The sequence below is a fragment of the Bacillus sp. ISL-47 genome (assembly GCF_018613175.1).
In the GTDB taxonomy this organism is placed as follows: Bacteria; Bacillota; Bacilli; order Bacillales; family Cytobacillaceae; genus Cytobacillus.
Map to the genome: position 1 here is coordinate 1 of NZ_JAGGQS010000068.1, position 24,789 is coordinate 24,789.

The window sequence follows — 24,789 nt, forward strand, 5'->3', positions numbered from 1 at the left end:
TTTTTAGTAAATGTGTTACAAACTGGACATTGGTGGGGTTTAACCGGCATCTCTGCATGAATACAGAGTCTCCCGTCCACTTCATCCATCTTCGTAATCGTTACTCCTTCAAAACCAGGCAAAACTATGTTAGAATTCATTATGCACGTATCTCCAATCTATACTTGTTTCTCGACAACTCAAGTATAAAAGACTGGATGATTACGTGCATTTTTTATGTTCAAATTGTGTAAGAACCCCAACAAATATTATAGAACCCTTTTTAATTATATGAACAACTTTTGTACTTTTTTGCACAACTTCCCATTCTGATCACCTTTTCAGGAAGCCAAAATAAAAATGCATCCGGAGAAATTCCGGATGCAATCATTTCTTAAGGATATGCTGTATCTTATCAAAGCCTATGAATAAAAGGGATGATCATCATTAATTAAAATCCGGTCAATCTTCTTGGCCAGCCCTGTTTTAGGATTCAGTTCAATGATGGCCGCGCTTAGTTGTGTCCTGCCTTCCTTCGGAACCTCAAAGCGGACCGGAAGTCCGGTTTGAAATCTTTTGATCACAGCCTCTTTTTCAACACCCAGAATGCCATCATAAGGCCCTGTCATGCCTACATCAGACATAAAGGCTGTCCCGCCAGGCAAAATACGGTTGTCTGCTGTCTGTACATGTGTGTGGGTGCCAATAACGGCAGACACTTTTCCGTCCAGGTACCAGCCCATTGCCTGCTTTTCACTGGTGGCTTCCGCATGGAAATCAACAAATATATATGGCGTTCTTTCCCGGGCTTCTTTAATTAATTCATCTGCTTTCTGGAACGGGCAATCACTTGTATTCATAAAGGTTCTGCCCTGCAAACTGATGACCGCCACTTCTTCTGCGTTGTATTTTAAGAATACAATGCCCTTACCCGGGTTATTAGCAGGAAAATTGGCTGGTCGCACCATATACTTGGCGCGGTCAATAAATTCGAAGATCTCTTTGTTATCCCAAGTGTGATTTCCGAGAGTGACAGCTTGTGCGCCTGCCTCCAAAAAGCCGCGATAAATTTTTTCGGTGATCCCTTTTCCGCCTGCGGCATTTTCCCCGTTAATAATGGTGATTTGCGGACGGTATTTTTCTTTAAGCTTAGGTACATATTCATGTATCATATCGCGCCCCTGGGAACCTACCACATCTCCGACAAACAAAATATTCATATCAATTCCCTCTCTGATTATAAAAATGTATGTATGAAAAGCCTGCCTGTTGCGTTCTCTTATATTCGCTTCCTTATAAGTGTAACACAGATTACTCCTGCATTATGCACTGCAGTCCCATAAAAAGAAATAAAGCGATGCATGTGCATCGCTTTATTTGGCATATTCAACGGCCCTTGTTTCACGGATAACCGTGACTTTGATATGACCTGGATAATCAAGCTCTTCTTCAATCTTTTTACGGATATCCCTGGCCAAACGATGTGCTTCAAGATCATCAATTTGTTCAGGCTTAACCATAATGCGAATTTCGCGTCCAGCTTGGATGGCAAATGATTTTTCAACGCCCTCGTAGGATTCGGAAATCTCTTCAAGCTTTTCAAGACGGCGAATATAGTTTTCAAGTGTTTCTCTTCTTGCTCCTGGTCTTGCTGCTGATAATGCATCAGCTGCAGCGACAAGTACGGCTATGATCGATGTTGGCTCTGTGTCGCCATGATGGGAAGCGATACTGTTGATGACAACAGGATGCTCCTTATATTTAGTGGCAAGTTCCACACCGATTTCAACATGGCTTCCTTCCACTTCATGGTCAATCGCTTTACCGATATCATGAAGCAATCCTGCCCGGCGAGCCAATGTTTCGTCTTGTCCCAATTCCGCAGCCAGTAAACCTGAAAGCTGAGCCACTTCCATTGAATGCTTTAAAACATTCTGGCCATAGCTTGTACGGAATTTCAAACGCCCAAGGATTTTGATCAAATCTGGATGGAGTCCGTGAACGCCAACCTCGAATGTTGTTTGTTCACCAATTTCACGGATGTGTTCATCCACTTCACGGCGGGCTTTATCAACCATTTCCTCAATGCGTGCCGGATGGATGCGTCCGTCCTGAACCAGTTTGTCTAAAGCTAAGCGTGCTGTCTCACGTCGAATCGGATCAAACCCGGATAAAATAACTGCTTCCGGTGTATCATCGATAATGAGATCAATTCCAGTCAGAGTTTCAAGAGTTCGGATATTACGGCCCTCACGGCCAATAATGCGTCCTTTCATCTCATCATTTGGCAGGTTGACAACTGAAACTGTTGTTTCTGCAACATGGTCAGCTGCACATCTTTGGATAGCCAGTGACAAGATTTCTTTCGCTTTCTTATCTGCGTCCTCTTTCGCTCTAATCTCGCTCTCTTTTACCATAATGGCGACATCGTGAGCCACTTCCTGCTCCGTGCGCTCTAAAATGATGGACTTTGCCTCTTCACGAGTTAAGCCTGAGATGCGTTCCAGCTCAGCTTGTTGTTCTTTAACCATCTCGTCCACTTTGCTTTCCATCTCTTCAATATGCTGTTGTCTTTTGCTAAGAGAATCGTCCCTCTTTTCTAAAAGTGCTTCACGTTTATCTAACGTTTCATCTTTGCGATCAAGGTTCTCTTCTTTTTGCATTAAACGATTTTCTTGTTTTTGCAGTTCATTTCTTCGATCACGAATTTCACTTTCCGCATCTGTGCGAAGCTTGTGAATTTCATCCTTCGCTTCAAGCAGAGCTTCTTTCTTAGTAGCCTCTGCCTCCCGCTTTGCGTCTTCTAAAATCTGCTCAGCAGCATCTTTAGCTCCTGCGATTTTAGCTTCTGCAATGGATTTGCGAACAAAATAGCCAACAAAAGCACCGACGATTAGGCCAAGCAAAATGGAGATGATTGCTGTTAAAAGATCCATCATTTCACCTCCTCTTGCTATGAACTTGTTTGTGTTACGTTTTTTAAAGTGTCGGCATGTACATTGTCCAATTCAATATACAGCACTAAGGCTTTTAAACGTTTCAATCTTAAAAAAGCACTGGGCTTCCCTATCGGCGGCAAGCATAAATTTGCCACTCCCATAAACGCATGGCGTTCAAGAGCGATTAGCTTATGAGCTGAAGCCGATGGAGCCTGGAGCCAGACATAAGCCTAACTCAAAAAATAATTCCTTACATATAAAATGTAAAATATACATGTTTAATTGTAAAGCTGTGGAATTTTATTGTCAAGGGGTTGTCCCAAGGGCTTTTCTTAATATTTTGACTGGTTTGAACTCTTGATCTTTGCAGGAATCGTGTTTATAAAAAATGTGCTGATGAACTTGCCTGCTGATTTCCACTCAAGAAGCTGAGTGAATCACGCGGCGACCAGGAAGTTCCTCGGTGCAAGTCGCAGCCAGCGAGGTCTCGCCTTGACTCGTTCCTCCCGCTGGAATCTCGTGCCTGCCGCTCCAATCAGCAGAGTGCAAAAGCAGCAGTGAGCCTTAACAAATTGATTAAAAAAAGCAAAGCCGTCCTTCGGTTGGCTTTGCTTTCATGTTTCTTATAATTATCTAATATAACGATGTAGATAACTTTGCGGAAGAGTTCTCTGCATCCAGCTTCCGCGCCTTGGCCCTCGGGTCATAAGCCAAATCACTTCAGGGTTTCCTGCGTAAATTCGACTTATGCCCGTCGGGGCTGGTCAAGGCATGTCCGCTTTTGATTTGCTATTATTAATCGATTAGCTCAAATTCTTCTTGTCCTTCGTCGCCGCTGATCACTTTTTCCTCATCAAGGCCATAATGCTCACGGATTTGCTTCTGAATAGTCAGGCGGATATCCGGGTTTTCCTTCAGGAATACCTTGGCATTTTCACGGCCCTGACCCAAACGCTCTTCATTGAACGAATACCAAGAACCGCTCTTTTGGACAATATCCAGTTCGGAACCGAGGTCAATGATCTCGCCCTCCTTGGAAATTCCTTCTCCATACATAATATCCACTTCAGCTACACGGAATGGAGGAGCCACCTTGTTTTTGACAACTTTGATCTTCGTCTTGTTTCCGACCATTTCATTGCCTTGCTTTAATGCTTCAGCACGGCGCACTTCAAGGCGTATAGTAGAATAGAATTTCAATGCACGTCCGCCAGGAGTGGTTTCAGGGTTTCCGAACATAACTCCTACTTTTTCACGGATCTGGTTAATAAAAATCGCAATTGTTTTAGACTTATTGATAGCACCTGATAGTTTGCGAAGCGCCTGGGACATTAAACGAGCCTGTAAGCCTACATGGGAATCGCCCATTTCACCTTCAATTTCAGCCTTAGGCACAAGGGCTGCAACAGAGTCAATTACAAGAATATCGATAGCACCGCTTCGTACAAGTGCTTCTGCAATTTCAAGGGCCTGCTCTCCTGTATCCGGCTGGGAAAGAAGAAGCTCATCGATATTTACACCAAGCTTTTGTGCATACACAGGGTCCAAAGCATGCTCAGCATCGATGAACGCCGCTTGTCCGCCGCCAGCCTGAACCTCTGCAATAGCATGAAGGGCTACAGTTGTTTTACCTGAACTTTCAGGTCCGTAGATTTCAATAATACGGCCTCTTGGATAGCCGCCTACCCCAAGAGCTGCATCAAGTGCAAGAGACCCGCTTGGAATAGTAGAAACCTTACGATCAGTTTGTTCTCCGAGCTTCATGATAGAACCTTTACCAAATTGCTTTTCTATTTGTTTTAACGCCATTTCAAGGGCTGCTTGACGATCACTCACTAATAGTTCCTCCTTTTATATAGACGAATCTATCTATTCCTTAGATTCGTTTGTCTCATCTCAAAACCTATCTCTACTATAAACCTTTTCAAACCATTTGTCGAGCAAAAAGTCGAACATCCATTCGATTTTTTTGAGGCGCCTTTCCCGCCTGAAAACAGCAAAATCTTTTAGAGAAAATGGAATTTTGGAATGCAAAACAAAGCCGAATATAACATTTTCTTAAGAAATCTGTCTATTTTTTTATTGGCTTTGTTAAATTGCCAGCTGGGTCTCCCTTTTGGCTCACTTCTCCCGCAGATCGTTGAATAAACATCCGTGAATAAACACCGCTCGAAGAAAACCCAAATGCATTTTCGAGGATGTCACACCTTCCGATCCAGTCAACAACGGCCGCTAAACCGAGCTTTTCATAAAAAAATCAGAACGCCTTCTCAGGCACTCTGATCTTCGTTTAAAGCTTTTATGAGAAAATGGCAGCCATATTTTACGGTCCGGACTCTGTTAGCCGCTCTTGAACCGCCCAAGTTCAGCTTTTCCGTCTGGACAGGCTTGCCTTTTATCCAAATTCCAACATAAACCGTTCCGACAGGTTTTCCTTCCAGTTCATCAGGTCCCGCTACACCAGTAAAACTGATGCCGATATCAGCGTTTGTCATACTGGCAACATTTTCAGCAAGCTCTGCAGCACATTGGGCGCTGACAACTCCATCCTTTTCAATGGTTTCTTTGCGAACTTTCAAAACCTCTGCCTTCACTTCGTTTGTATAGCAGACAACTCCGCCCTTCAGAAGGCCGCCGGCACCTGGAATCGATGTAAACTCCTGCTGGAACATGCCTCCTGTCAAGCTTTCCGCAGCGGAAATGGTCATATTTTTTTCCTTGATTAACTTGGTAAGTTCGTACATAAGGGAAGTATCATCGTACCCATAGAAGAATTCGCCAACACGTTTCATGATTTTCGCTTCCGCCTCATCAATAAGTATCATGGCAGTTTCCGCCTGGCTGTGTTTGGCCGTCAGCCTGAGGGTGACTTCCCCATCGCCTGCAAGCGGAGCAATTGTAGGATTGCTTTGTGCATCAATAATATCCTCAATCTCCGTTTCCAGCATCGCTTCTCCAATGCCAAAAAACCTTAGTACACGGGAGATGATTACATCATCCGTTTCGAGCTTGGATTGGAGGGCAGGATATGCATGTTTCAGGAACATGGGCTCCATTTCTTTTGGTGGCCCCGGCAGAAGCATATACACATGCCTGCCCGAATCAGAGATCATTCCCGGTGCCATCCCATGTTCATTTGGAAGAACCTGGGCATCTTCCAAAACAAGCGCCTGTTTTTTATTGTTTTCAGTCATTTCCCGGTTCGTACGTTCAAAATAAAGCTGTATGGACTCAAGGGCCTGCTCGTCCATAACGAGTTCTTTGCCGAGGTGACGGGCAATCGTTTCCTTTGTTAAATCATCCTTAGTCGGACCAAGGCCGCCTGTAAAAATGACCAGATTTGAACGTTCCTCAGCGATTTTAATCACTGACTTAAGGCGCTCAGGATTATCTCCAACTACTGTATGATAAAAAACATTGATGCCCAAATCAGCCAGCTGCCGGGAAAGAAAGCGGGCATTTGTATTTACAATTTGCCCAAGCAAAAGCTCAGACCCGACAGCGATAATTTCTGCGTTCATTCAAAAGCCCCCTTCAGGCTATTTATTTTGAGTTAATAAAGGCCTGTTTGTTTTTTGCGAAATAGTCCCATCCGGACCAGATTGTAAAGAACATAGCCACCCAAAGCGCAATATCATCAAACGGAATCGAAACCATTTCAAAGATTATATTATGTAAAAGCAATGCAGAAATGGCCACGATCTGAGCCCATGTTTTGATTTTGCCCAGTTGGTTTGCAGCGACTACTTCTCCTTCCCCCGCCAGTACAAGCCTTAAACCTGTCACGGCAAATTCCCTGCTTATAATGATGATGACAATCCATGAGGGAGCAAGCCCTAGTTCAACCAGTACAATCAAGGCTGCAGAAACAAGGAGTTTATCTGCAAGCGGGTCAAGGAATTTCCCCAAGTTGGTAACAAGATTGTATTTTCGGGCATAATAGCCGTCAACCCAGTCGGTAACGGAAGCTACAATAAAGATAAGCGCACCGATAAGATGGGTTACAGGCATTTCAGCCCCAAGCAGTACTACTTCTCCCCATGAAAAAGGTACAAGCATCACTAGTAAAAAAATCGGTATCAGCATGATACGTGAAACAGTAATTTTATTTGGCAGATTCATGATTTACCTCCGTGTATATAAGCCTCTCAAAAGGCCTTTTAAGGTTAATTTTTACATTAAAAGCGAAAATAGTCATCTAATTAAGATGACTATTCGGTCTTCGGCGCATACCGGATGGTTATATCCTGCCGGACTGATTGAGAAGGCGGCACCTGATACTCAATTTTTTCCCCGTTTACGTAGAGTTCCGTTTGTGTAGAATTACCCACTACAATGGAAGCTTCAGTCTCTTTTGAAAAATCGACTTTCTCGCTTTTTTTGCCCGCTGTAGTCAGCATTCCCTGGAAGAAGGAATATCCTTTTCCGTTCTGGATATTTACCCAGGTCTCTCCGCTAGAAACGACTTCTAATTCAAACTTTTCCGCATTTTTCAATTCGTAAACCGTATTTTTGCCGCTTGATTGCACCACTGCAATTTCCTGCTTCGCTTCTTCTTTTTGTTCCTCAGCATTTTCATCAGCAGACCCATTTTCACCAGAAGACTCATCCTGACTGCCAGCTGACTCATCCTTGCCATCTTCCTCAGCATCTTTTCCTTCAGATAGACCTTCAGACTCTTCAATCACCGTTTGCCCTTCTGTAAGGTCTGCAGGCTTCTCAGCATCCTCAGTTTGATCCTTGGCTCCAAGGAAATTATAAAGGACTGCAATGAGGCCAATAATAAAGACACCAATAAGAATCTTTGGCAGGATATCAAAGACCTTTGAGGTCCTGCCTGAAAGGTCTTTCCTTGATTGGACACGTGAAAGCTTCTCGGGTATATCATCGTTCACGGTTGTTGGAATATCATTTTTATATTGCTCAAATATCTCTTCAGGTTCTATCCCAACTGCCTCGGCATATTGCTTGATAAATGCCCTGATATAAAACTTGCCGGGCATCATGCTATAGTCGCCCTCTTCGATTCCAATTAAATAGCGTTTTTGTATTTTAGTGACCTTTTGAAGGTCATCCAGGCTCATGTCTTTTGCCAGACGTGCTTCTTTTAACCGATTACCTAATTCTGTCAATTTGCAACACCTTCCAACTTACTAAAAATCAAAGCCTCCAAAATCAGATTCAGAGAACATGTTGTTTTTCTCCACTATGTCATACTTAATCTCTTCATCAGGATCGTGGCGGAGTTCAATTATATAATCGAAATCATTAAGGGAGTATTCAGTGTTTTGTACGAATATATCCGGATGCTCTACTACCTTTACTGCAGGAAGGCGCATAATTTCACGGACCAGCTGCCAGTGCCTTTCGTTTGCGCGTCTGGTTGAGACAATTCCGTCTATTATGAACAAATTGTTTTCATTATATTCATCCTCAATCAGCTGGTTGCGGATCGTTTGCTTCAATAGAGTGGATGAAACAAATAGCCAGCGCTTGTTCGCACAAACACTTGAGGCAACGATCGATTCTGTTTTGCCAACCCTTGGCATTCCCCTTATGCCAATTAGTTTGTGCCCTTCCTGTTTAAATAATTCCGCCATGAAGTCTACCAAAAGGCCAAGCTCGTCCCTGACAAATCTGAACGTTTTTTTATCATCGGCATCTCTCTGTATATACCTTCCGTGGCGTACAGCAAGACGGTCTCTCAGTTTTGGTTCGCGAAGCTTGATCACCTTAATGGTATCCATTGTATTGAGGATCGACTTTAGCCGCTCAATTTGTTCGTGGTCCTTCGCCAGGATAAGCAATCCCCTGCGCCCTTCATCTACACCATTTATGGTTACGATATTGATTGAAAGCATCCCGAGCAGGGAAGAAATATCACCAAGCAAACCGGGACGATTCTTTTGAATTTCATATTCCAAATACCATTCTGTTTTTTCTTCCACCAGAAAAACCTCCTCCGGCATAATTGCGCCTTATGCGCCTTTTTTATATGTATGGCTATCATAATTCTGCCTGTTAATTCATATCAAACTGATAAGTTCGCTCGCTGATTTTTGCAGGCGGTCCTTTAGCCTACTCGCTGCTTACGAGCCTGTAGGTTCCTTTGACTTGCTTGTCCCGCAGGAGTTTGAAAGGGCGTCCTCAAATTGACATCGATTCGAAGAAATGCATTTTCAAAAATCTCTTGCCAATAGCTTTAATAAATGCCCAGATACCAATCATGCGCTTTAAAACTATAATGTAAAATTTTATGAAGCATATCCTAAATTTTCATCTAGGTTCTATAATATATGATTTTTTATCAAGATGAAAGAAAAAACCCGTATAGTTGAAAGGAAATCTTTTATGGGGTAAAAAACAAAAAAGAGAGGTTGCCCTCTCTTTTCGTTCAGTGCTATTTAAATTCTTAGTGGGTGCCGTCGTTTTGGACAAGCTTTACCATCATATTGGCAATGGCATGCTGCTCTTCAGGAGTAGCAACAGACCAAAGATCAGCAAGGATTTTCTCCTGGTCATTCTTCGGCTCCACTTGTTTGGCTAAATAATCGCCAATTTGGTAAGCAAGATCATTAACGGTATTCTTGTTCATTCCCTGTGCCTCTCCCTGATGCAGACGATCTCCAAGGAAGTCTTTCCACTGCTGCCAGTTATCTAGTACAGACATAATTATTGCCTCCTTTAAATGTTGTACAATTATATTGTGCTTAGGAGCCAAATAAAATATGCATGAACAAGTAACCCGCAGCCAAAAAAATGTGTCACTTCTTTGAACAAAAGTACCAGGTACCTATACCAGTTAGCCAAAGTGGTATAGGTACCTGGTACTTTTTTACGTATACCATCCCCCATTGACTGCGAGAACCTGGCCAGTGATGTAGGAGGCTTTGGCTGATAAGAGGAAGGAAATTGAGTTGGCGACATCCTCCGGAAGGGCCAGCCTGCCCATGGGAATATCGCTTTTCACTGCCTCAAGTTCTTCTTCGGTGAAGTCATTGAGCATAGCAGTCTGGACGGCACCTGGGGCAACGGCATTAACTCTGACGCCATTCAGTGCCACTTCCTTGCTCAAAGCTTTGACAAAGGCAATTTGAGCCCCCTTTGCCGTTGAATAGGCTACTTCACATGCTGCACCCGTTTGTCCCCATATGGATGAAACCACCACAATATTTCCACTTTTTTTTGTAAGGAGTTTTGGCAGCAGTTCTTTTGTAAGCAGGAGTGGTGATGTAACATGCAAATTCATCAGATTTTCTGTTTCAGTTTCAGTGAGCTCCGTCAGCAGTCCATACTGGGAAGACCCGCTGTTATGTACAATGGCATCTAGTGAGAAGATGCTTTGAGCAACCTTTTTATAACTAGCTTTGGCCGATAAATCTGCCTGTATTGGCATATATTCGCCGCCATATAGCTGCAATCGGTCCATTAGCTTATTGATCGCCCGCTGGTTTTGATTGTAGTGAAGATACAGCGAATACCCTTCTTCAGCAAGTTTCAGGCTAATTGCTTGGCCGATTCCTCCGCTTGCTCCCGTAATTAATACAAATTTACTCATTTTACTCACTCCATCTTGTCTCTGTAAAAAAGCAGAAAGCGCCAGTGATCGGCGCTCTGCAATGATATTGATATTACCTATTTCTTTGGCACAACCTGGCACACCGTAAAGCGGTCTTCACTTATTAAGTCGCCGGCTGCCTTTTCCACATCATCAAGGGTAATGCTTTCAAGTGTTGGCACAACATCAAACAGGTCCATTTCGTTAAAAGCATACCGTGTAAATTGGTTGGCGATATATTCAGGCGAATTAACCGCTCGAAGAAATGCACCAATCTTCTTCTTCTTCGTCCGATCCAGCGTTTCTTGAGAGATAGTCCCTTTACCTTTAGCTTCCAAGAGCATTTTTTGCAGCACTTCCGCCAGGCGATCAGGATCATTCGTATCTCCTCCAACCATGGCAAAACCGAAGCCTTGCTCCTGAGTGTAATCATAGGAGAAGGTATCATCTATCAATCCTTCGTTATATAGAGAACTATAGTGGTCAGAGCTTTTGCCGAATAAGATGTCCAGCAAAACATTTACACTTAGTTCGTTCTTCAGCATTCCCTTGCCTGTTTGATTCACGTTTTGGCTTTTCACACCGACAAGGCATTTGGATGTCTGGACATTCATTTCCAGAACTTTCTTCTTCTCAGCGGCTTCCATCGGTTCTGCTTCAAATTTGCGTTTAATCTCAGGCTGTTCTTTATAATCCTTCTTGCTCTGGTTTTCTCTCACCAAATTCATGGTTTGATCCGGATCTACAGAGCCAACTATGAACAAGAGCATGTTGCTTGGATGATAAAACGTTTCATAGCACTCATACAGCATATCCTTTGTAATATGGGAGATTGATTCAACTGTGCCTGCGATATCGATTTTTACCGGATGATTTTTATACATATTGTCAATTAAGCCAAAGTATAAGCGCCAATCGGGATTATCATCATACATAGTGATTTCCTGGCCGATAATGCCTTTTTCCTTCTCCACAGTCTTTTCTGTAAAATAAGGTTCCTGGACAAAATTAAGTAAGGTCTCCAGATTCTGTTCTACATTAGACGTACTGGAGAATAAATAGGCAGTTCGTGTAAAAGAGGTAAAGGCGTTGGCAGATGCACCTTGCTTGCTGAACTGCTGGAATACGTCTCCATCTTCCTTTTCAAAAAGCTTATGCTCCAAAAAGTGTGCGATGCCATCAGGAACCTTTACTAATTCGTCTTTGCCCGGCGGCAAGAAATGGTTGTCGATTGAGCCATATTTTGTTGTAAATGTTGCATATGTTTTGTTGAATCCCTTTTTAGGCAGAATGTACACATCCAGGCCATTTCCCAGTTTTTCATAGTACATTTCTTCCTGCAGCTGATCAAAAGTGATTTTTTCCATTACTTGGCCGCCTCCTTTCCAGTTAGGAAATATACTGTATCTAAGCTGACCTTCTTGGCAACTTCAGAAATCTCTTCATTTGTTACCTTATCCATTTCTTCCATCCAGGTTTGAAGTGTAATGTCTTTTCCGGATACAACATTATGGTAAAGCACCTCAACAATTCCACGTGCCGTATCCACCGTTTCCAGAAGCTGATTTTTAATAACCGCTTTCGTCTGCTCCATTTCCTGATCAGTAAAGTCTCCGTTTTTCATTGCTTCCAATTGTTCCTTGATAATCGTAACAGCCTGGTCATAATTGCTGTTATCGATTCCGGACATCACCATCATTAATCCTTTATGGCTTTCCAGACGGCTCGCTACATAATAAGCAAGACTTGCTTTCTCGCGGACATTCAAGAAAAGCTTGGAATGTGAAAAACCGCCGAAAATTCCGTTAAAAACCTGCAGAGCGTAATAATCAGGGTCACCATACACCACATTTGTACGGTAGCCAATATTTAATTTACCTTGTTTTACATCCTGTTCTTCCCTGACTTCATTTACTCGCTCCATGCCAATGTCTGTTCCAGATTGCGAAGTCTGCGGTGTTCTTTCTTCAAAGGACAAAAGTTCTCCCGCAAACGATTCTGCATCCTCTTCATTAACGTCACCTATGACATACAAATCAAGCTCATCCTGCGAAAGTGCATTTTGATAATATTGATAAAGGCTTTCTGGAGTGATTTGATCAACATCCTCCTTTTCCCCATGGACATGCAATGAATAGGGTTCATCCTTGCACATTTCCTGGACGAGGCGGAAATTAGAATAACGCATTTTATCATCATATACGGATTGAATTCGCTGTTTTAAAGTCCTTTTCTCCTTTTCGACTGTTTCCTGGTCAAAGGCGTTCCCCTGTACATTTGGCTTGGTCACGATCTCCGATAAAAATTGAAAAGCCTTTTTTAATAAAGGGGTATTATCAGAAAGAAATTTTTCATTGGCAATTTCAACTGAAATTGTGATCACATGATATTCCCCTTTTTTAGCCAAATCTACAAAAAGGGTTGCTCCATACAATTCATCAAGGTAGGAACGCAGTTTTCCAGTGGTAGGGTAGGCGGCGCTGTTGCTTTGCAGGACATGCGGCAATAGCGACCTTAGCGTTACCGTCTCCTTACTGAGGGGAGCTTTCATCTTCCAGACTAAGGTATTGGTCTTATATTTTTCCGTTTTTACAACATGCAGTTTATAGCCGTTCATTGTTTTAACCGATTCAGAAATTACATCCATTTGGTTTCCTCCTGTCGAGATATTGAAGAGTCCATAGCCGTTGCTACTTTTGTGAATCAAGTACGTCCCCTATCACTATGTAAACACTTTGATGCTAATTTCTATAATCTCCTTTGTTTTAAATCATATTCTTACTATAACTTGCCCTATTTCTCTATTTCAAGTTATTGGCTAAGCTGGAAGGGTTTATTAGAAGAACAAAGCGGCTGGCAGTGAGCATTTTAGCTGGCCTAATTGAATTTCTCTATCTTCACATCAGCTTCCCGAATTAGAAGGGGGCCAATTAAACAACCTTTAACAATGGCAAAAACTAAAATAAAAGCTCTTTCCCCATAGAGGGTTGTTGTTTAGGTATTCTGCCCGTTGGTTTCCGCTACGGGAACTTCTTTTCCGCTGAGAGCGATGGGAGCCCTTCTCGGCTTCGCCTATGGGATCCTATATTTCCCTATCACCCCGCAGGACTTGAATAAACATCCTTGAAAAACACACCACACGAAGAAAATGCGGATGCATTTTTGAGGATCAAGTGCTCTCGCTGCCATAAACTCACCAGGTTAAAAAAATTGGCCTTCAAAAGCAACCTTTTTACGTAACCAGCCAAAATAAAAAACCCCTTCTCAAAGGGGTCTAGTTTCCTGAGGCAGCCGCTCTTATAAAGGTATGATTTTTCATGCATTTCCCGCATTCAAAATGAACCTGATTCTTCCCGCTGTTTTTCGCTTGATATAATAGCTGGTCAGCTACTTCAAGACTCTCGTTTATCTTTCTTCCTGCAGCATGGTGTGAAACGCCAAAGCTCATTGTAATAGGTATATTTGCAGCAGTGAATTGCTTTTCATTGAGCGATTTGTATATAGAGTTTAAAAAGGGTTCTACTTTGCTTTCATCCCAATCAGGCATCAAAAAGGCAAATTCTTCGCCGCCATATCTAAAAGCTTGTCCGCCATACTTATTTGCCGCCTCAGTAAAAATACCTCCTAGCTCTTTTAATACCTCATCTCCAGTCAAATGGCCATATTCATCGTTAATTGGCTTAAAATGATCAATATCACCCATAATGATAAAGAATGGCCTTTCTGTTTGGGATAGTTTTTTCATTTGCTCCTGGAAATAGCGGTGGTTATAAAGATCTGTCAGGTAATCTCTTACAAGCAGTTCATGGTAAATTTCCTTCTGCCGGCGATGCTGCCTTTCCCTTAAAATAATCAGGGATCCAAACAATCCAATAATCCAAATAAACATGATATTTAACAGAAAAACTAAAATGGAATAATCGGTTGCAGGCGATCCGCTAAGCATCACCGCAGTATATCCTGCAGTTAAAGATATAGAGGAAAGGATCGCTCCCTTTGTTCGCCAATAAATGGTAGCATGCATGACGATTAAGAATGAAATTGGCAGCAATGGACTAAAAGCCCCGCCTGATAAAATAATTAACCAAAAGAAAGCAATATAATCAAAAGCAATACCTGCTTTTGTAATAATCGAAAAGGCTTTTTGATTCGTATTCATTTTATGCAGGGCAATTTGTGCTGCGGTCATATAAATAAGCCCGAATGAAAGGAGAATTGGAAAGGACTTTTCATTCCATTGCAGGGTATCGGACAATGCAGGCAAATAAAATAAAAAGATTGCAGCAATTAAAAAGACCCAGCGCAAATAGGAAAATATTTTTTCTGTTTCATAATCATCCAAGTACAGAGAAAAACGCATAGTCAGACCTCTAATCTCTATTTCTAATTAACAAAATATTATCACATTTAAGACTGACAGACACATAATATAATCAGACAAGATTCGCCAAACATAAAATCAAGCCCCATTTCATAAGAAATGAGGCTCTGATGCTTAGCGTTTCCCTTTTATATAAGGCGTTCCGGAAGCCTTTGGTGCATCGGCACGTCCAATGAAGCCCGTTAAGGCCAAGATTGTTAGTACATATGGTGCGATAAGAAGATACACATTTGGTATATTCTCAAGGAATGGCAAGCTTGAACCAATGATACTTAAGCTTTGCGCAAATCCGAAGAACAATGCCGCACCCATAACACCCAGCGGATGCCATTTACCGAAAATCAATGCCGCCAAAGCCATAAAGCCCTGTCCGCTGATTGTAGCATGACCGAAGTCTGATGATATGGATTGCGCGTATATTCCACCGCCGATCCCTGCAAGGGCACCGGATAACAGAACACCGATGTAGCGCATTCTAGTAACATTAATACCCATCGTATCTGCAGCCATTGGATGCTCACCCACAGCACGCAATCTTAATCCAAATGGTGTTTTAAACATCACAAACCACGCAAGGAATGCCACAGCAATCGCTACAAAAGATGTGTAGTAAGTGTTTGAGAATAGAAGCTTGCCGATAACCGGTATGTCACTTAAAAACGGAATATCGACTTTACTGAAACCTTTTTGAATAATATCTGTCTGGCCTTTTCCATAAATGAATTTAACCAGAAACAGCGCAGCTCCAATCGCGAGCAGGTTTATGGCAACACCTGATACTACCTGGTCGGCCCTGAATGTAATGGACGCAACCGCGTGCAAAATGGATAAAAGAGCGCCGACTACCATGGCTGCAAGAAGGGCAATCCAAGGTGTCCAATTTCCAAGTACGTCTACAAATGTAAGGTTAAAAACAATCGCCGTGAAAGCTCCAATAACCATTAAGCCTTCCAAACCGATATTTACGACTCCAGAGCTTTCGGAAAAGTTTCCGCCTAGTCCAGTGAAAATAAGCGGGGCTGCCCAAAGCAACGTTGAGGGAATGACAATTAATAAAATCTCCATGAAGCCCACTTACTTCACCCCCTTTTTGCTGATACGGTCAATAAAGATGCGAATCATGTAGCTTGCTGCTACAAAGAACACGATAAGTGCAATAATAATATCTACTAATTCGTTTGGAACTCCTGCTTCAAGCGGCATATTTAATGCCCCTACCTTCAAGCTTCCAAACAGCAATGCTGCAAATATGATTCCGATCGGCCCATTTCCGCCAAGAAGGGCAACTGCGATCCCGTCAAAGCCTACGCCGGTAAAACCGCCTTTAATGGCTGCATAACCGAATGTCCCCAAACCTTCCATAGCTCCTGCCAAACCTGCAAAAGCGCCAGATATAACCATGGATAGAATAATGTTTTTGCTTACATTCATACCTGCATATTCAGAAGCGTGCTGGTTAAATCCAACAGCTCTCAGTTCGTAGCCCTTTGAAGTCTTTTCCAACAGGAACCACATGAAAAATACGCATGCCAAAGCAATCAAAATTCCCCAGTGGAGACGAGAATAATCTGTTAGTCCTTCGAGAAAGACAGAACGCAATGTAGAGGATTCTGCTATCATTTCTGTACGGTCACTCTTTTCTGAAAGGACAGTACGGATAATGTAGTTTGTCACATGCAAAGCCACATAGTTCATCATGATGGTAACAATTACTTCATGAACCTTGAACTTTGCTTTCAATAAGCCAGGAATAAATGCCCATAAAGCTCCAGCAGCCGCTGCTGCTATTACTGCCAGAGGAAGATGGATGACCTTTGGAAGATCAAATGCTACCCCAACCCAAACTGAGGCAAGCCAGCCAACGATCAGCTGTCCTTCTACCCCGATATTAAATAAGCCTGTCCGGAAAGCAAATGCAACTGCTAATCCGGCTAAAATATAAGGAGTAACCTGCCTTACAACTTCACCAGTATAGTAGATTTCTCCAAAAGCACCGTTCCAAAGGGCAGTAAATGCTGCTCCGGCATTATACCCTGTTGCAATCATGATGATAGTGCCGACGAGTACACCGAGCAGAACGGCCACTAGAGGTACGATTATATTTTTCATGCGATTAGACATGGTTTTCGCCACCCGCTTCCTTCCGTTTAGAACCGGCCATCAATAAACCTAATTCTTGTTCAGTTGTTTCTTTCGGGTTTACTACTGCTACAATTTCACCCTCGTATATAACAGCAATTCTGTCGCTGACATTCATAATCTCATCGAGCTCAAACGATATGAGCAGGACTGCCTTCCCATGGTCACGCTGTTCAATCAGGCGTTTATGGATATATTCAATTGCACCAACGTCCAATCCGCGTGTCGGCTGTGCAGCGATAAGCAAATCCGGGTTACGGTCAATTTCCCGCCCAATGATCGCCTTTTGCTGGTTACCGCCCGAAAGCGCCCTTGCAAGCGTAAATTCACTAGGTGTTCTCACATCAAACTCCTTAATAAGAGTCTTCGCTTTGCTGTAAATTTCTTTAAAATTAAGGACTCCGCCTTTTGAAAAAGGAGATTTGTAATAGGTTTGGAGCACCATGTTTTCTCCAATCGGAAAATCCAGGACAAGTCCGTGCTTATGGCGGTCCTGAGGAATATGGGCCACTCCTGTCTCCGTTACTTTTCTTGGAGGCATATTGATAATTTCTTTGCCATTTAGCTTGATTGAACCGCTTTCAGACTTTCTCAAACCTGTGATGGCTTCAATTAATTCCGTCTGTCCGTTGCCATCAACGCCGGCAATCCCGACAATTTCCCCTGCTCTTACATGTAAGTTTAGATTCTTGATGACTCCAAGACCGCGTGAATCTTTCACTTTCAGATCCTTTACTTCGAGTACATCCTGCTCCGGCTTAGATTCTGTTTTGTCCGTTTTAAATGTTACTTCCCGTCCTACCATCAAGCTGGCAAGTTCATTGGGATTTGTCTCACTTACATTAACAGTCCCGATGCCAACACCTTTACGGATAACGGTTACGCGGTCACAGACCTCCATAATTTCCTTTAATTTGTGTGTAATAAGGATAATGGACTTTCCTTCTTTAATTAAGGTTTTCATTATCTGGATAAGTTCCTTGATTTCCTGAGGTGTTAAAACAGCTGTAGGCTCATCAAAAATAAGAATTTCTGCTCCGCGGTATAAGGTCTTTAGAATCTCTACCCTCTGCTGCATCCCAACGGATATATCCGAAATTTTCGCTTGGGGATCTACAGCCAGACCGTATCTCTCAGAAATTTCTCTTACTTCTTTTTCGGCCTTTTTTATATCAATTTTCCCGCTTTTAGTTGTTTCTTTTCCGAGAATGATATTTTCAGTTACAGTAAAGCGGTCCACTAACATAAAATGCTGGTGAACCATCCCGATGCCCATGTCATTGGCCACATTCGGATCTGTAATGCGCACCGGTTTGCCTTTCACCTTTATCTCACCTTTTTCAGGCTGGTATAAGCCGAATAGGACATTCATAAGTGTTGATTTGCCCGCACCGTTTTCTCCAAGCAATGCATGGATTTCACCTGGTTTCAGCTGAAGCGTGATATTGTCATTTGCCACAATCCCAGGGAACTCTTTGCGAATGTTGAGCATTTCAATAACATATTCCATTTGTTTCACTCCTTGCTCAAAATAAAAGGAAATCATTAGTAGTAAGAGGTCAGACCTCGGAAATTCCTAGAAAAACCTGGCTGGAACGCCAAGCTTCTCTTTGTTAATAAGTGAATGATGTAGGAAATAATAGCATTAAAACTCTAAGTGAAAAGCAGAAGCTTTTCTGCTTTTCAATTAAACTTTTAATCATTTAAAAAAGGAATAAGAGGCCGCAGTGCAACCTGCCTATTCCTTCTTGATAGAATCAAAATATTAATATCGCTTCGGTAGGATGCCCAGCTCCAGCGCCATCGGCTAAACCTCTTAAGCCGATCACTTCTGAAGGCTAAAGACCGCCTCCCGCTTTTCTAATTATTGAGCTGAGAAAGAAGCTAATTCATCTTTAGAAGATGGAACAGTGATATCACCATTCTTAATCTTTTCCTTCCATTCTTGAACAGCCGTTTCAATGTCAGCTTTAGCAGGAACTTCTTCGTTGATTGGAGCAAGGCCTACGCCATCTTCAGCCAATCCGTAAGTCGTTGTTTCTCCGCCAGGGAAGTTGCCTTCCTGAGCTTTTGTAGAAAGGTCCTTAACTGCATTATCAACGCGCTTAAGAGCAGAAGTGATGATTACATTGTGCTCTTTGCCATCGATTTCAACTACACCTTCAGCAGTCTGGTCAGAGTCAACACCAATTGCCCAGATTTCTCTTGCTGGGTCTTTCTTCTTAAGGTCACGAGCTTCTTTGAATAGACCGTTACCAGTTCCGCCAGCTGCGTGGAAAATCACGTCAACGCCAGAAGAGTACATTTTAGAAGCGATTGTTTGGCCAAGTTCAGCCTTATCAAATGCACCAGCATATTGAACTTCAACTTTAATATCAGGGTTTACCGCTTGAACACCAGCAAGGAATCCAGATTCAAAACGTTCGATAACTGGAATTTCCATACCGCCGATGAAACCAATTTTGTTAGCTGTAGTAGCCTTTGCTGCAGCTACACCCGCAAGGAAAGCAGCTTCTTGCTCTTTAAACATGATGCTTGCTACGTTTGGCTGATCAACAACAGCATCAACGATACCAAAATGAGAATCCTTTTGCTGCTGTGCGATTTCATTGATTGCACCTTCCATCAAGAAACCAATACCGAATACAAGATTAAAGTCTTGGCGTGCTAGAGTATTTAGGTTAGTAGAGTAGTCAGCGTCTGACTGTGATTGAAGGTAATCAAAACCGCCTTTACCTTTTTCAAGTCCATTTTCTTCACCAAATGCCTTTAAACCTTCCCAAGCAGATTGGTTAAATGATTTATCATCTACGCCGCCAACATCCGTTACCATTGCTACAGAGAATGCTTTCTCTTTTTCGTCTCCGCCAGCAGCTCCTCCGCCGTTTTCTTCGCTTTTGCCACATGCACCCAATAATGTTCCAGCTGCAAGTACTAAAGATAGCGCCAATCCAAATTTACGCTTTTTCAAGGTTGGTACCCCCTAAGAAATTGTTTTTTTACATTAGCGGAATGAATGATTGCGTTTTCATACTCCCCAAAAAATTTATATCCGTTTTCTGAGCACATGGAAACTGAACTTATCAGCTCTGAAGTAATTAACCGAATAAAGAATTGGTGTATCTGCTTCATCGAAGTGCATCTGCTTTAGAACAAGCAGCGCAGTCTCCGGATCACATTCAAGGATAGGTGAAATCTTCTCATGATAGCCAATCGGCTCGATTTGGGCAACTGCGTATGTGATTTTCCGGTTTGCTTCCTCTTCAAGCATGTTGAAGATGGATTCTTGTTCATGCGAGAATGTATCTGGAAGGATATTCTCCGGAACCTTATCCACGCAATAAACTACCGGCTCGCCATTTGCAGTTCTTACCCTCTCAATCACGGCAATTTCCTGATCCAAGGAACATGAAAAGCGGCGGATATCATCTTCAGTCGGCCCCATTGTCACTGAGCTTAGGAAAATAGTTCCTGGCTTCATGCCTGCCTGTAAAATCATATTCGTAACACTATTAAGCTGTTCGATACCTGATGTAAACAGCGGCTTTGCATTTACAAAGGTCCCCACCCCATGGCGGCGAATAATCACATTTTCTTCTTCAAGAATACGCAACGCCTCCCGGAGTGTAGCTCTGCTAACACCAAGTTGTTTGGCAAGATCAAATTCTGATGGGAGTTTCTCTTTTTCTTTATAAACTCCATCTTCAATGTCTTGCTTTAATCGATCGATGACTTGCAAATATAAATGCCGGTTATCTGACTTAATAGACATGCAGGGTTCCTCCAACCTAAGTTCTCAAGACATCAGACCTCTGATGTTCAATCATTCCTACTAATCGAAAATACTATAACACTTTTTACCCAATAAAGAAATAGAATTTCATGAATTTGTCGAAAAAAGGTGAAAAGAAAAATATTGTTGCATTTCCCTTATGTATCAATTGTTCTTTTCTGGTATAATACTTTATTGAAAACGCTTGCATGGATTCTTTTTGGGAAATTAAGGTCAAATTTTACTCCTGAAAAAACAAGGAGTTTCCATGGGATGGAAGTACCATACCTCTGTCAATTTTTGAAAGCGTTTTTATTAGTATGACCTAATTTTTGTGCCGCTTTCTATTGTAGGACTTCCACTCGCCCAGAAACAATATTGCAAATAAAAAAATGGCCGTCCGAAGACTGGCCATTTTTAATTATGTTATTCTATTTTTTTAAGAGCTTGCTTCTTCAGAAGGCTTGCCTTGCAGAACTGCTCTAGGCTTGCTTCCTTCATAAGGGCCGACAATGCCTCTTGCTTCCATTTCATCAATCAGTCTTGCTGCCCTGGTATATCCAATCCTAAATCTCCTCTGAAGCATTGAAACAGAAGCTGTTTGCATTTCCAGAATAAGCTCAACCGCTTCGTCATACAAATCATCATCTACTTCTCCGGTTGCCTCAGGGATATCCTCTGGTATCATTTCTTCCTGGTATTGGGCTTTTTGCTGTCCAATGACAAATTCAACTATTTCTTCGACCTCTTCGTCTGATAAAAAGGCACCCTGTACGCGGACTGGCTTGGAGGCACCAACCGGCAGGAAGAGCATATCCCCTCTGCCCAAGAGCTTCTCAGCTCCGCCCATATCCAAAATAGTTCTTGAATCGGTCATAGAAGAAACAGCAAATGCGATCCTTGAAGGGATATTTGCTTTAATTACACCTGTGATGACGTCAACTGACGGACGCTGTGTCGCTATGATTAAATGGATGCCTGCTGCACGCGCCATTTGCGCAAGGCGAGTGATTGCGTCCTCCACATCTGATGAAGCAACCATCATTAAATCAGCAAGCTCGTCCACGATTACAACGATGTATGGAAGAAGCGGCTGCTGAGCTTCCTCTTCAGCATTATGCCTTTTCACATACTCATTGTAGCCTTCAATATTTCTTGTGCCGGTATGCGAGAAAAGCTCATACCGCCTCTCCATCTCACTGACAACCTTCTGCAGAGCCTGTGCCGCCTTCTTTGGATTTGTCACAACTGGCGCAAGCAAATGCGGCACGCCATTATACACATTTAACTCAACCATTTTAGGGTCAATCATCATTAATTTTACTTCATGCGGTTTTGCCCTCATCAGTATGCTTGTTATGATGCCATTGATACACACACTTTTACCGCTTCCCGTCGCACCGGCAACAAGCAAATGGGGCATTTTATTCAATTCAGCAAGTACAGCTTCACCGGTAATATCACGGCCAAGCCCAATCAGCAGCTTGGAGTCTGGCTTGTCATTTTGTTTGGATTCAATAACTTCCCTTAAAGAAACCATGGCTACTTCCGAGTTCGGCACCTCAATTCCGATTGCTGATTTTCCAGGAATAGGGGCTTCAATACGGATATCCTTAGCTGCAAGTGCAAGTGCCAAATCATCGTTAAGACTGACAATCTTGCTTACTTTTACGCCAACGTCAGGATGGACCTCATACTTCGTTACTGCTGGCCCTAAATGAACCTGTGTAACTCTAGCCTTTACACCAAAGCTTTGGAAAGTTCTCTCCAGCTTTGCTGCATTGGCATGTATCAGTTCATATTCACCGCTTTGATCCGTTTGCCTTGGCAATTTTAATAGCCTTATAGGGGGCAGTTCATAATCCTTATTCTCCACCTCCGTAAACGTAATCGGCGGTGCATTTTCCTCTGCAGGTTCTGAGTCTTCTGCAGGCTGGGGTTCGGTTGCCACCTGGTGTTCCTCCTGATAGGCCCTTTCAGCAAAACTTGAAATGATCGGCTCCGGAAGCGGTTCAGCAGCTGTCTCGGAGGAATTATTAATCGTAATAACGGTCTCTGGTTCTTCTTCAACCTGTGCTTGTGCCTGCTCCTCTTCTCTTTGTGCGCGCCTTTCTTCCCGTCTTTCTCTGCGGTTTTGCGTCCATTCCTTCATATCATTAACAAAAGCGGCCCATTGTTTTTTGCAGAAATTTATGATCACAGCCATCATTTTGCCTGCAGCATCTCCAAATGTTTTGCCTGTGATCAGGACAAATCCAATTATAATTAATAAAAAGGCAACGATCTTAGAGCCAGCTTCATCAAATAGATAATAGAAAAGGGCAAAAAGAATGGCTCCAATCATTCCACCGCCCAGATCAGTCGTGCTCGTTTCACCTCCAACTTCCATGCGGAACAATTCCCATGTATTTGCTATTACGCTCGGATCGTCAAACTTGCCGCCATTTGAAAGAAGCTGAAATAATGTAACATGGCTTAATAACAGCAAGGAGCTCATGATTAAATATATACCGATCAATTTTGTATGAAATAAAAAGGGAAGAGTCCTCTTCCACATAAGATAACCTGCAAAAATGACTAGCCCTATTAGGCTTAGCATGTACCATTCTCCCATAAAAAAACGAAAGAATAGAACGGTCGATTTTCCGACAGCGCCTAGCTTAGCCATTGATATAACCGCAAGCGCCAATAAGACGAGCGCAATTAATTCAAATTTCATTGTTCGTTTTAATGTTTCTTTTTTTCTGGATTGTCTTCTCTTTTTTTTGGCCATTTTATCACCTTATCAATTTTTCTTATTAACAGTATCATCCAAATTTAATTATGTAATCATTGCGGATTTACCAGCTATGAAAGAAGAAGCAGCCATTTTTTGGCTGCTTCTAAAGTTACTTTTATTATATCACAATGCTTCTTGAGAAGGTGATGATAAAAATATAAAAAGGTCTTATCAGGATAGCTGCGATAAAGTGATCATGGATCCCGGCGTGTATCTTTCATCCATATAGTGGGATGGGTCACTGCTCATTACCCGTAAGATTCGGCATTCCTGCCCTGCATTCATTTCTACAAGAAGCGGGATTCCTTCATAAGACACAATCTTCTGCTTGCCAAAATCATCATTCTCAGTTTGGTAAATCAGTTCCTGAGGCATCATTGTATACAAGATCATTGGACAATCACTTCTTCTTTTGGCTTATTCATATCAATTAATTCATTTAGCTTTGCGAGCGCTGGCCCTACACCGCCAACTTCATCAATCAAGCCATATTCAACTGCGTCCCTTCCAACAACATTTGTTCCTATGTCGCGTGTCAAGTTGCCTTTGTCAAACATGAGGTCTTTAAATTTCTGTTCAGATACATTCGAATGTTTAGTTACAAAATTAATAACCCTGTCCTGCATTTTATCCATATATTCAAAGGTTTGCGGAACCCCAATCACAAGGCCAGTCAGCCTGATTGGGTGGATGGTCATCGTAGCTGTTTCAGCTATGAATGAGTAATCACATGACACAGCAATAGGTACACCAATAGAATGGCCTCCCCCAAGAACAATGGAGACAGTTGGCTTGGATAATGAAGCAAGCATTTCGGAAATGGCCAGCCCTGCTTCCACATCTCCTCCAACAGTATTCAGAATGACAAGCAGTCCTTCAATTTTAGGATTTTGCTCAATCGCCACAATTTGAGGAATTAAATGCTCATATTTTGTGGTTTTATTTTGCGGCGGAAGCTGAAGGTGCCCCTCTATCTGCCCTACAATCGTTAAGCAATGGATTTTAGAATCCTGTGACAGCTGCGGGACATTCGTTTGGCCAAGCTGCTGGATTTTTTCCATAAGGCCTGACGGCTTATCTTCTTTAGGCTGTTCTTGCCCTTCTCCGCTCTCAGTACGGTTATTTTGTATATCGTTTTCCATCCTTATTTCTCCCTTCAAGCAATATATTGTTAGTATGAACTCTGGATAGTTTTTCATGCGTGATATTGTTTAAGGAAGATTTAAGGCTCAACGTCAAATG

The 24,789-nt window shown here is 42.4% G+C and carries 20 protein-coding genes; all 20 read right to left on the reverse strand.

Annotated features, from left to right (window positions below; genetic code table 11):
* Positions 1-401: 401 nt before the first annotated feature.
* Positions 402-1,199, reverse strand: coding sequence for a TIGR00282 family metallophosphoesterase (locus tag J7I93_RS21810; protein ID WP_214728477.1), 798 nt, complete (start codon positions 1,197-1,199; stop codon positions 402-404).
* Between the two features lie 153 nt (positions 1,200-1,352).
* On the reverse strand, positions 1,353-2,918 hold the full coding sequence (gene rny, locus J7I93_RS21815) for a ribonuclease Y (protein WP_394137118.1): 1,566 nt from the start codon (positions 2,916-2,918) through the stop codon (positions 1,353-1,355).
* A gap of 795 nt (positions 2,919-3,713) precedes the next feature.
* On the reverse strand, positions 3,714-4,754 hold the full coding sequence (gene recA / locus J7I93_RS21820; protein ID WP_214728479.1) for a recombinase RecA: 1,041 nt from the start codon (positions 4,752-4,754) through the stop codon (positions 3,714-3,716).
* A gap of 434 nt (positions 4,755-5,188) precedes the next feature.
* Positions 5,189-6,439, reverse strand: coding sequence for a competence/damage-inducible protein A (locus J7I93_RS21825; RefSeq protein ID WP_214728480.1), 1,251 nt, complete (start codon positions 6,437-6,439; stop codon positions 5,189-5,191).
* A gap of 22 nt (positions 6,440-6,461) precedes the next feature.
* Positions 6,462-7,040 carry a CDP-diacylglycerol--glycerol-3-phosphate 3-phosphatidyltransferase gene (gene pgsA / locus J7I93_RS21830; RefSeq protein WP_214728481.1) on the reverse strand — a complete coding sequence of 193 codons (579 nt, stop codon included), beginning with the start codon at positions 7,038-7,040 and terminating at the stop codon, positions 6,462-6,464.
* An 89-nt stretch (positions 7,041-7,129) separates the two neighbouring features.
* Positions 7,130-8,050, reverse strand: a complete 921-nt coding sequence (locus J7I93_RS21835; protein WP_214728482.1) for a helix-turn-helix domain-containing protein — start codon at positions 8,048-8,050, stop codon at positions 7,130-7,132.
* A 21-nt stretch (positions 8,051-8,071) separates the two neighbouring features.
* The gene (locus J7I93_RS21840; protein WP_214988551.1) at positions 8,072-8,866 is read right to left on the reverse strand and encodes a YmfK family protein; all 795 of its coding nucleotides are present in this window, start codon (positions 8,864-8,866) and stop codon (positions 8,072-8,074) included.
* Positions 8,867-9,330: 464 nt separating this feature from the next.
* Positions 9,331-9,588 (reverse strand): DUF3243 domain-containing protein, encoded by a 258-nt coding sequence (locus tag J7I93_RS21845; protein WP_214728483.1) that lies wholly within the window; start codon positions 9,586-9,588, stop codon positions 9,331-9,333.
* Positions 9,589-9,753: 165 nt separating this feature from the next.
* Positions 9,754-10,476, reverse strand: coding sequence for an elongation factor P 5-aminopentanone reductase (ymfI, locus tag J7I93_RS21850; protein WP_214728484.1), 723 nt, complete (start codon positions 10,474-10,476; stop codon positions 9,754-9,756).
* 77 nt (positions 10,477-10,553) lie between these two features.
* A complete protein-coding gene (yfmH, locus tag J7I93_RS21855; RefSeq protein WP_214728485.1) occupies positions 10,554-11,843 on the reverse strand; it encodes an EF-P 5-aminopentanol modification-associated protein YfmH in 1,290 nt (429 codons plus the stop codon).
* Entirely contained in the window at positions 11,843-13,123 is a 1,281-nt protein-coding gene (yfmF, locus tag J7I93_RS21860; RefSeq protein ID WP_214728487.1) for an EF-P 5-aminopentanol modification-associated protein YfmF, read from the reverse strand. Before yfmF ends, yfmH begins: the two co-directional genes overlap by 1 nt.
* 627 nt (positions 13,124-13,750) lie before the next feature.
* A complete protein-coding gene (locus J7I93_RS21865; RefSeq protein WP_214728489.1) occupies positions 13,751-14,836 on the reverse strand; it encodes a GGDEF domain-containing protein in 1,086 nt (361 codons plus the stop codon).
* Between the two features lie 135 nt (positions 14,837-14,971).
* Entirely contained in the window at positions 14,972-15,922 is a 951-nt protein-coding gene (locus tag J7I93_RS21870) for an ABC transporter permease (RefSeq protein WP_251025947.1), read from the reverse strand.
* Between the two features lie 9 nt (positions 15,923-15,931).
* Positions 15,932-16,978: an ABC transporter permease gene (locus J7I93_RS21875; protein ID WP_214728493.1), complete on the reverse strand. Its 1,047-nt coding sequence runs from the start codon at positions 16,976-16,978 to the stop codon at positions 15,932-15,934.
* Positions 16,971-18,506: an ABC transporter ATP-binding protein gene (locus J7I93_RS21880; protein WP_214728495.1), complete on the reverse strand. Its 1,536-nt coding sequence runs from the start codon at positions 18,504-18,506 to the stop codon at positions 16,971-16,973. The genes J7I93_RS21875 and J7I93_RS21880 overlap by 8 nt, the downstream gene beginning before the upstream one ends.
* A gap of 354 nt (positions 18,507-18,860) precedes the next feature.
* The gene (locus J7I93_RS21885) at positions 18,861-19,967 is read right to left on the reverse strand and encodes a BMP family lipoprotein (RefSeq protein WP_214728497.1); all 1,107 of its coding nucleotides are present in this window, start codon (positions 19,965-19,967) and stop codon (positions 18,861-18,863) included.
* Positions 19,968-20,042: 75 nt separating this feature from the next.
* Complete coding sequence (locus J7I93_RS21890) at positions 20,043-20,768, reverse strand: GntR family transcriptional regulator (RefSeq protein WP_214728499.1); 726 nt, start codon at positions 20,766-20,768, stop codon at positions 20,043-20,045.
* 439 nt (positions 20,769-21,207) lie between these two features.
* Entirely contained in the window at positions 21,208-23,541 is a 2,334-nt protein-coding gene (locus J7I93_RS21895; protein WP_214728501.1) for a DNA translocase FtsK, read from the reverse strand.
* 177 nt (positions 23,542-23,718) lie between these two features.
* Entirely contained in the window at positions 23,719-23,940 is a 222-nt protein-coding gene (locus J7I93_RS21900) for a YlzJ-like family protein (RefSeq protein WP_144542549.1), read from the reverse strand.
* Positions 23,937-24,689 carry a ClpP family protease gene (locus J7I93_RS21905; RefSeq protein ID WP_214728503.1) on the reverse strand — a complete coding sequence of 251 codons (753 nt, stop codon included), beginning with the start codon at positions 24,687-24,689 and terminating at the stop codon, positions 23,937-23,939. The genes J7I93_RS21900 and J7I93_RS21905 overlap by 4 nt, the downstream gene beginning before the upstream one ends.
* Positions 24,690-24,789 lie beyond the last annotated feature (100 nt).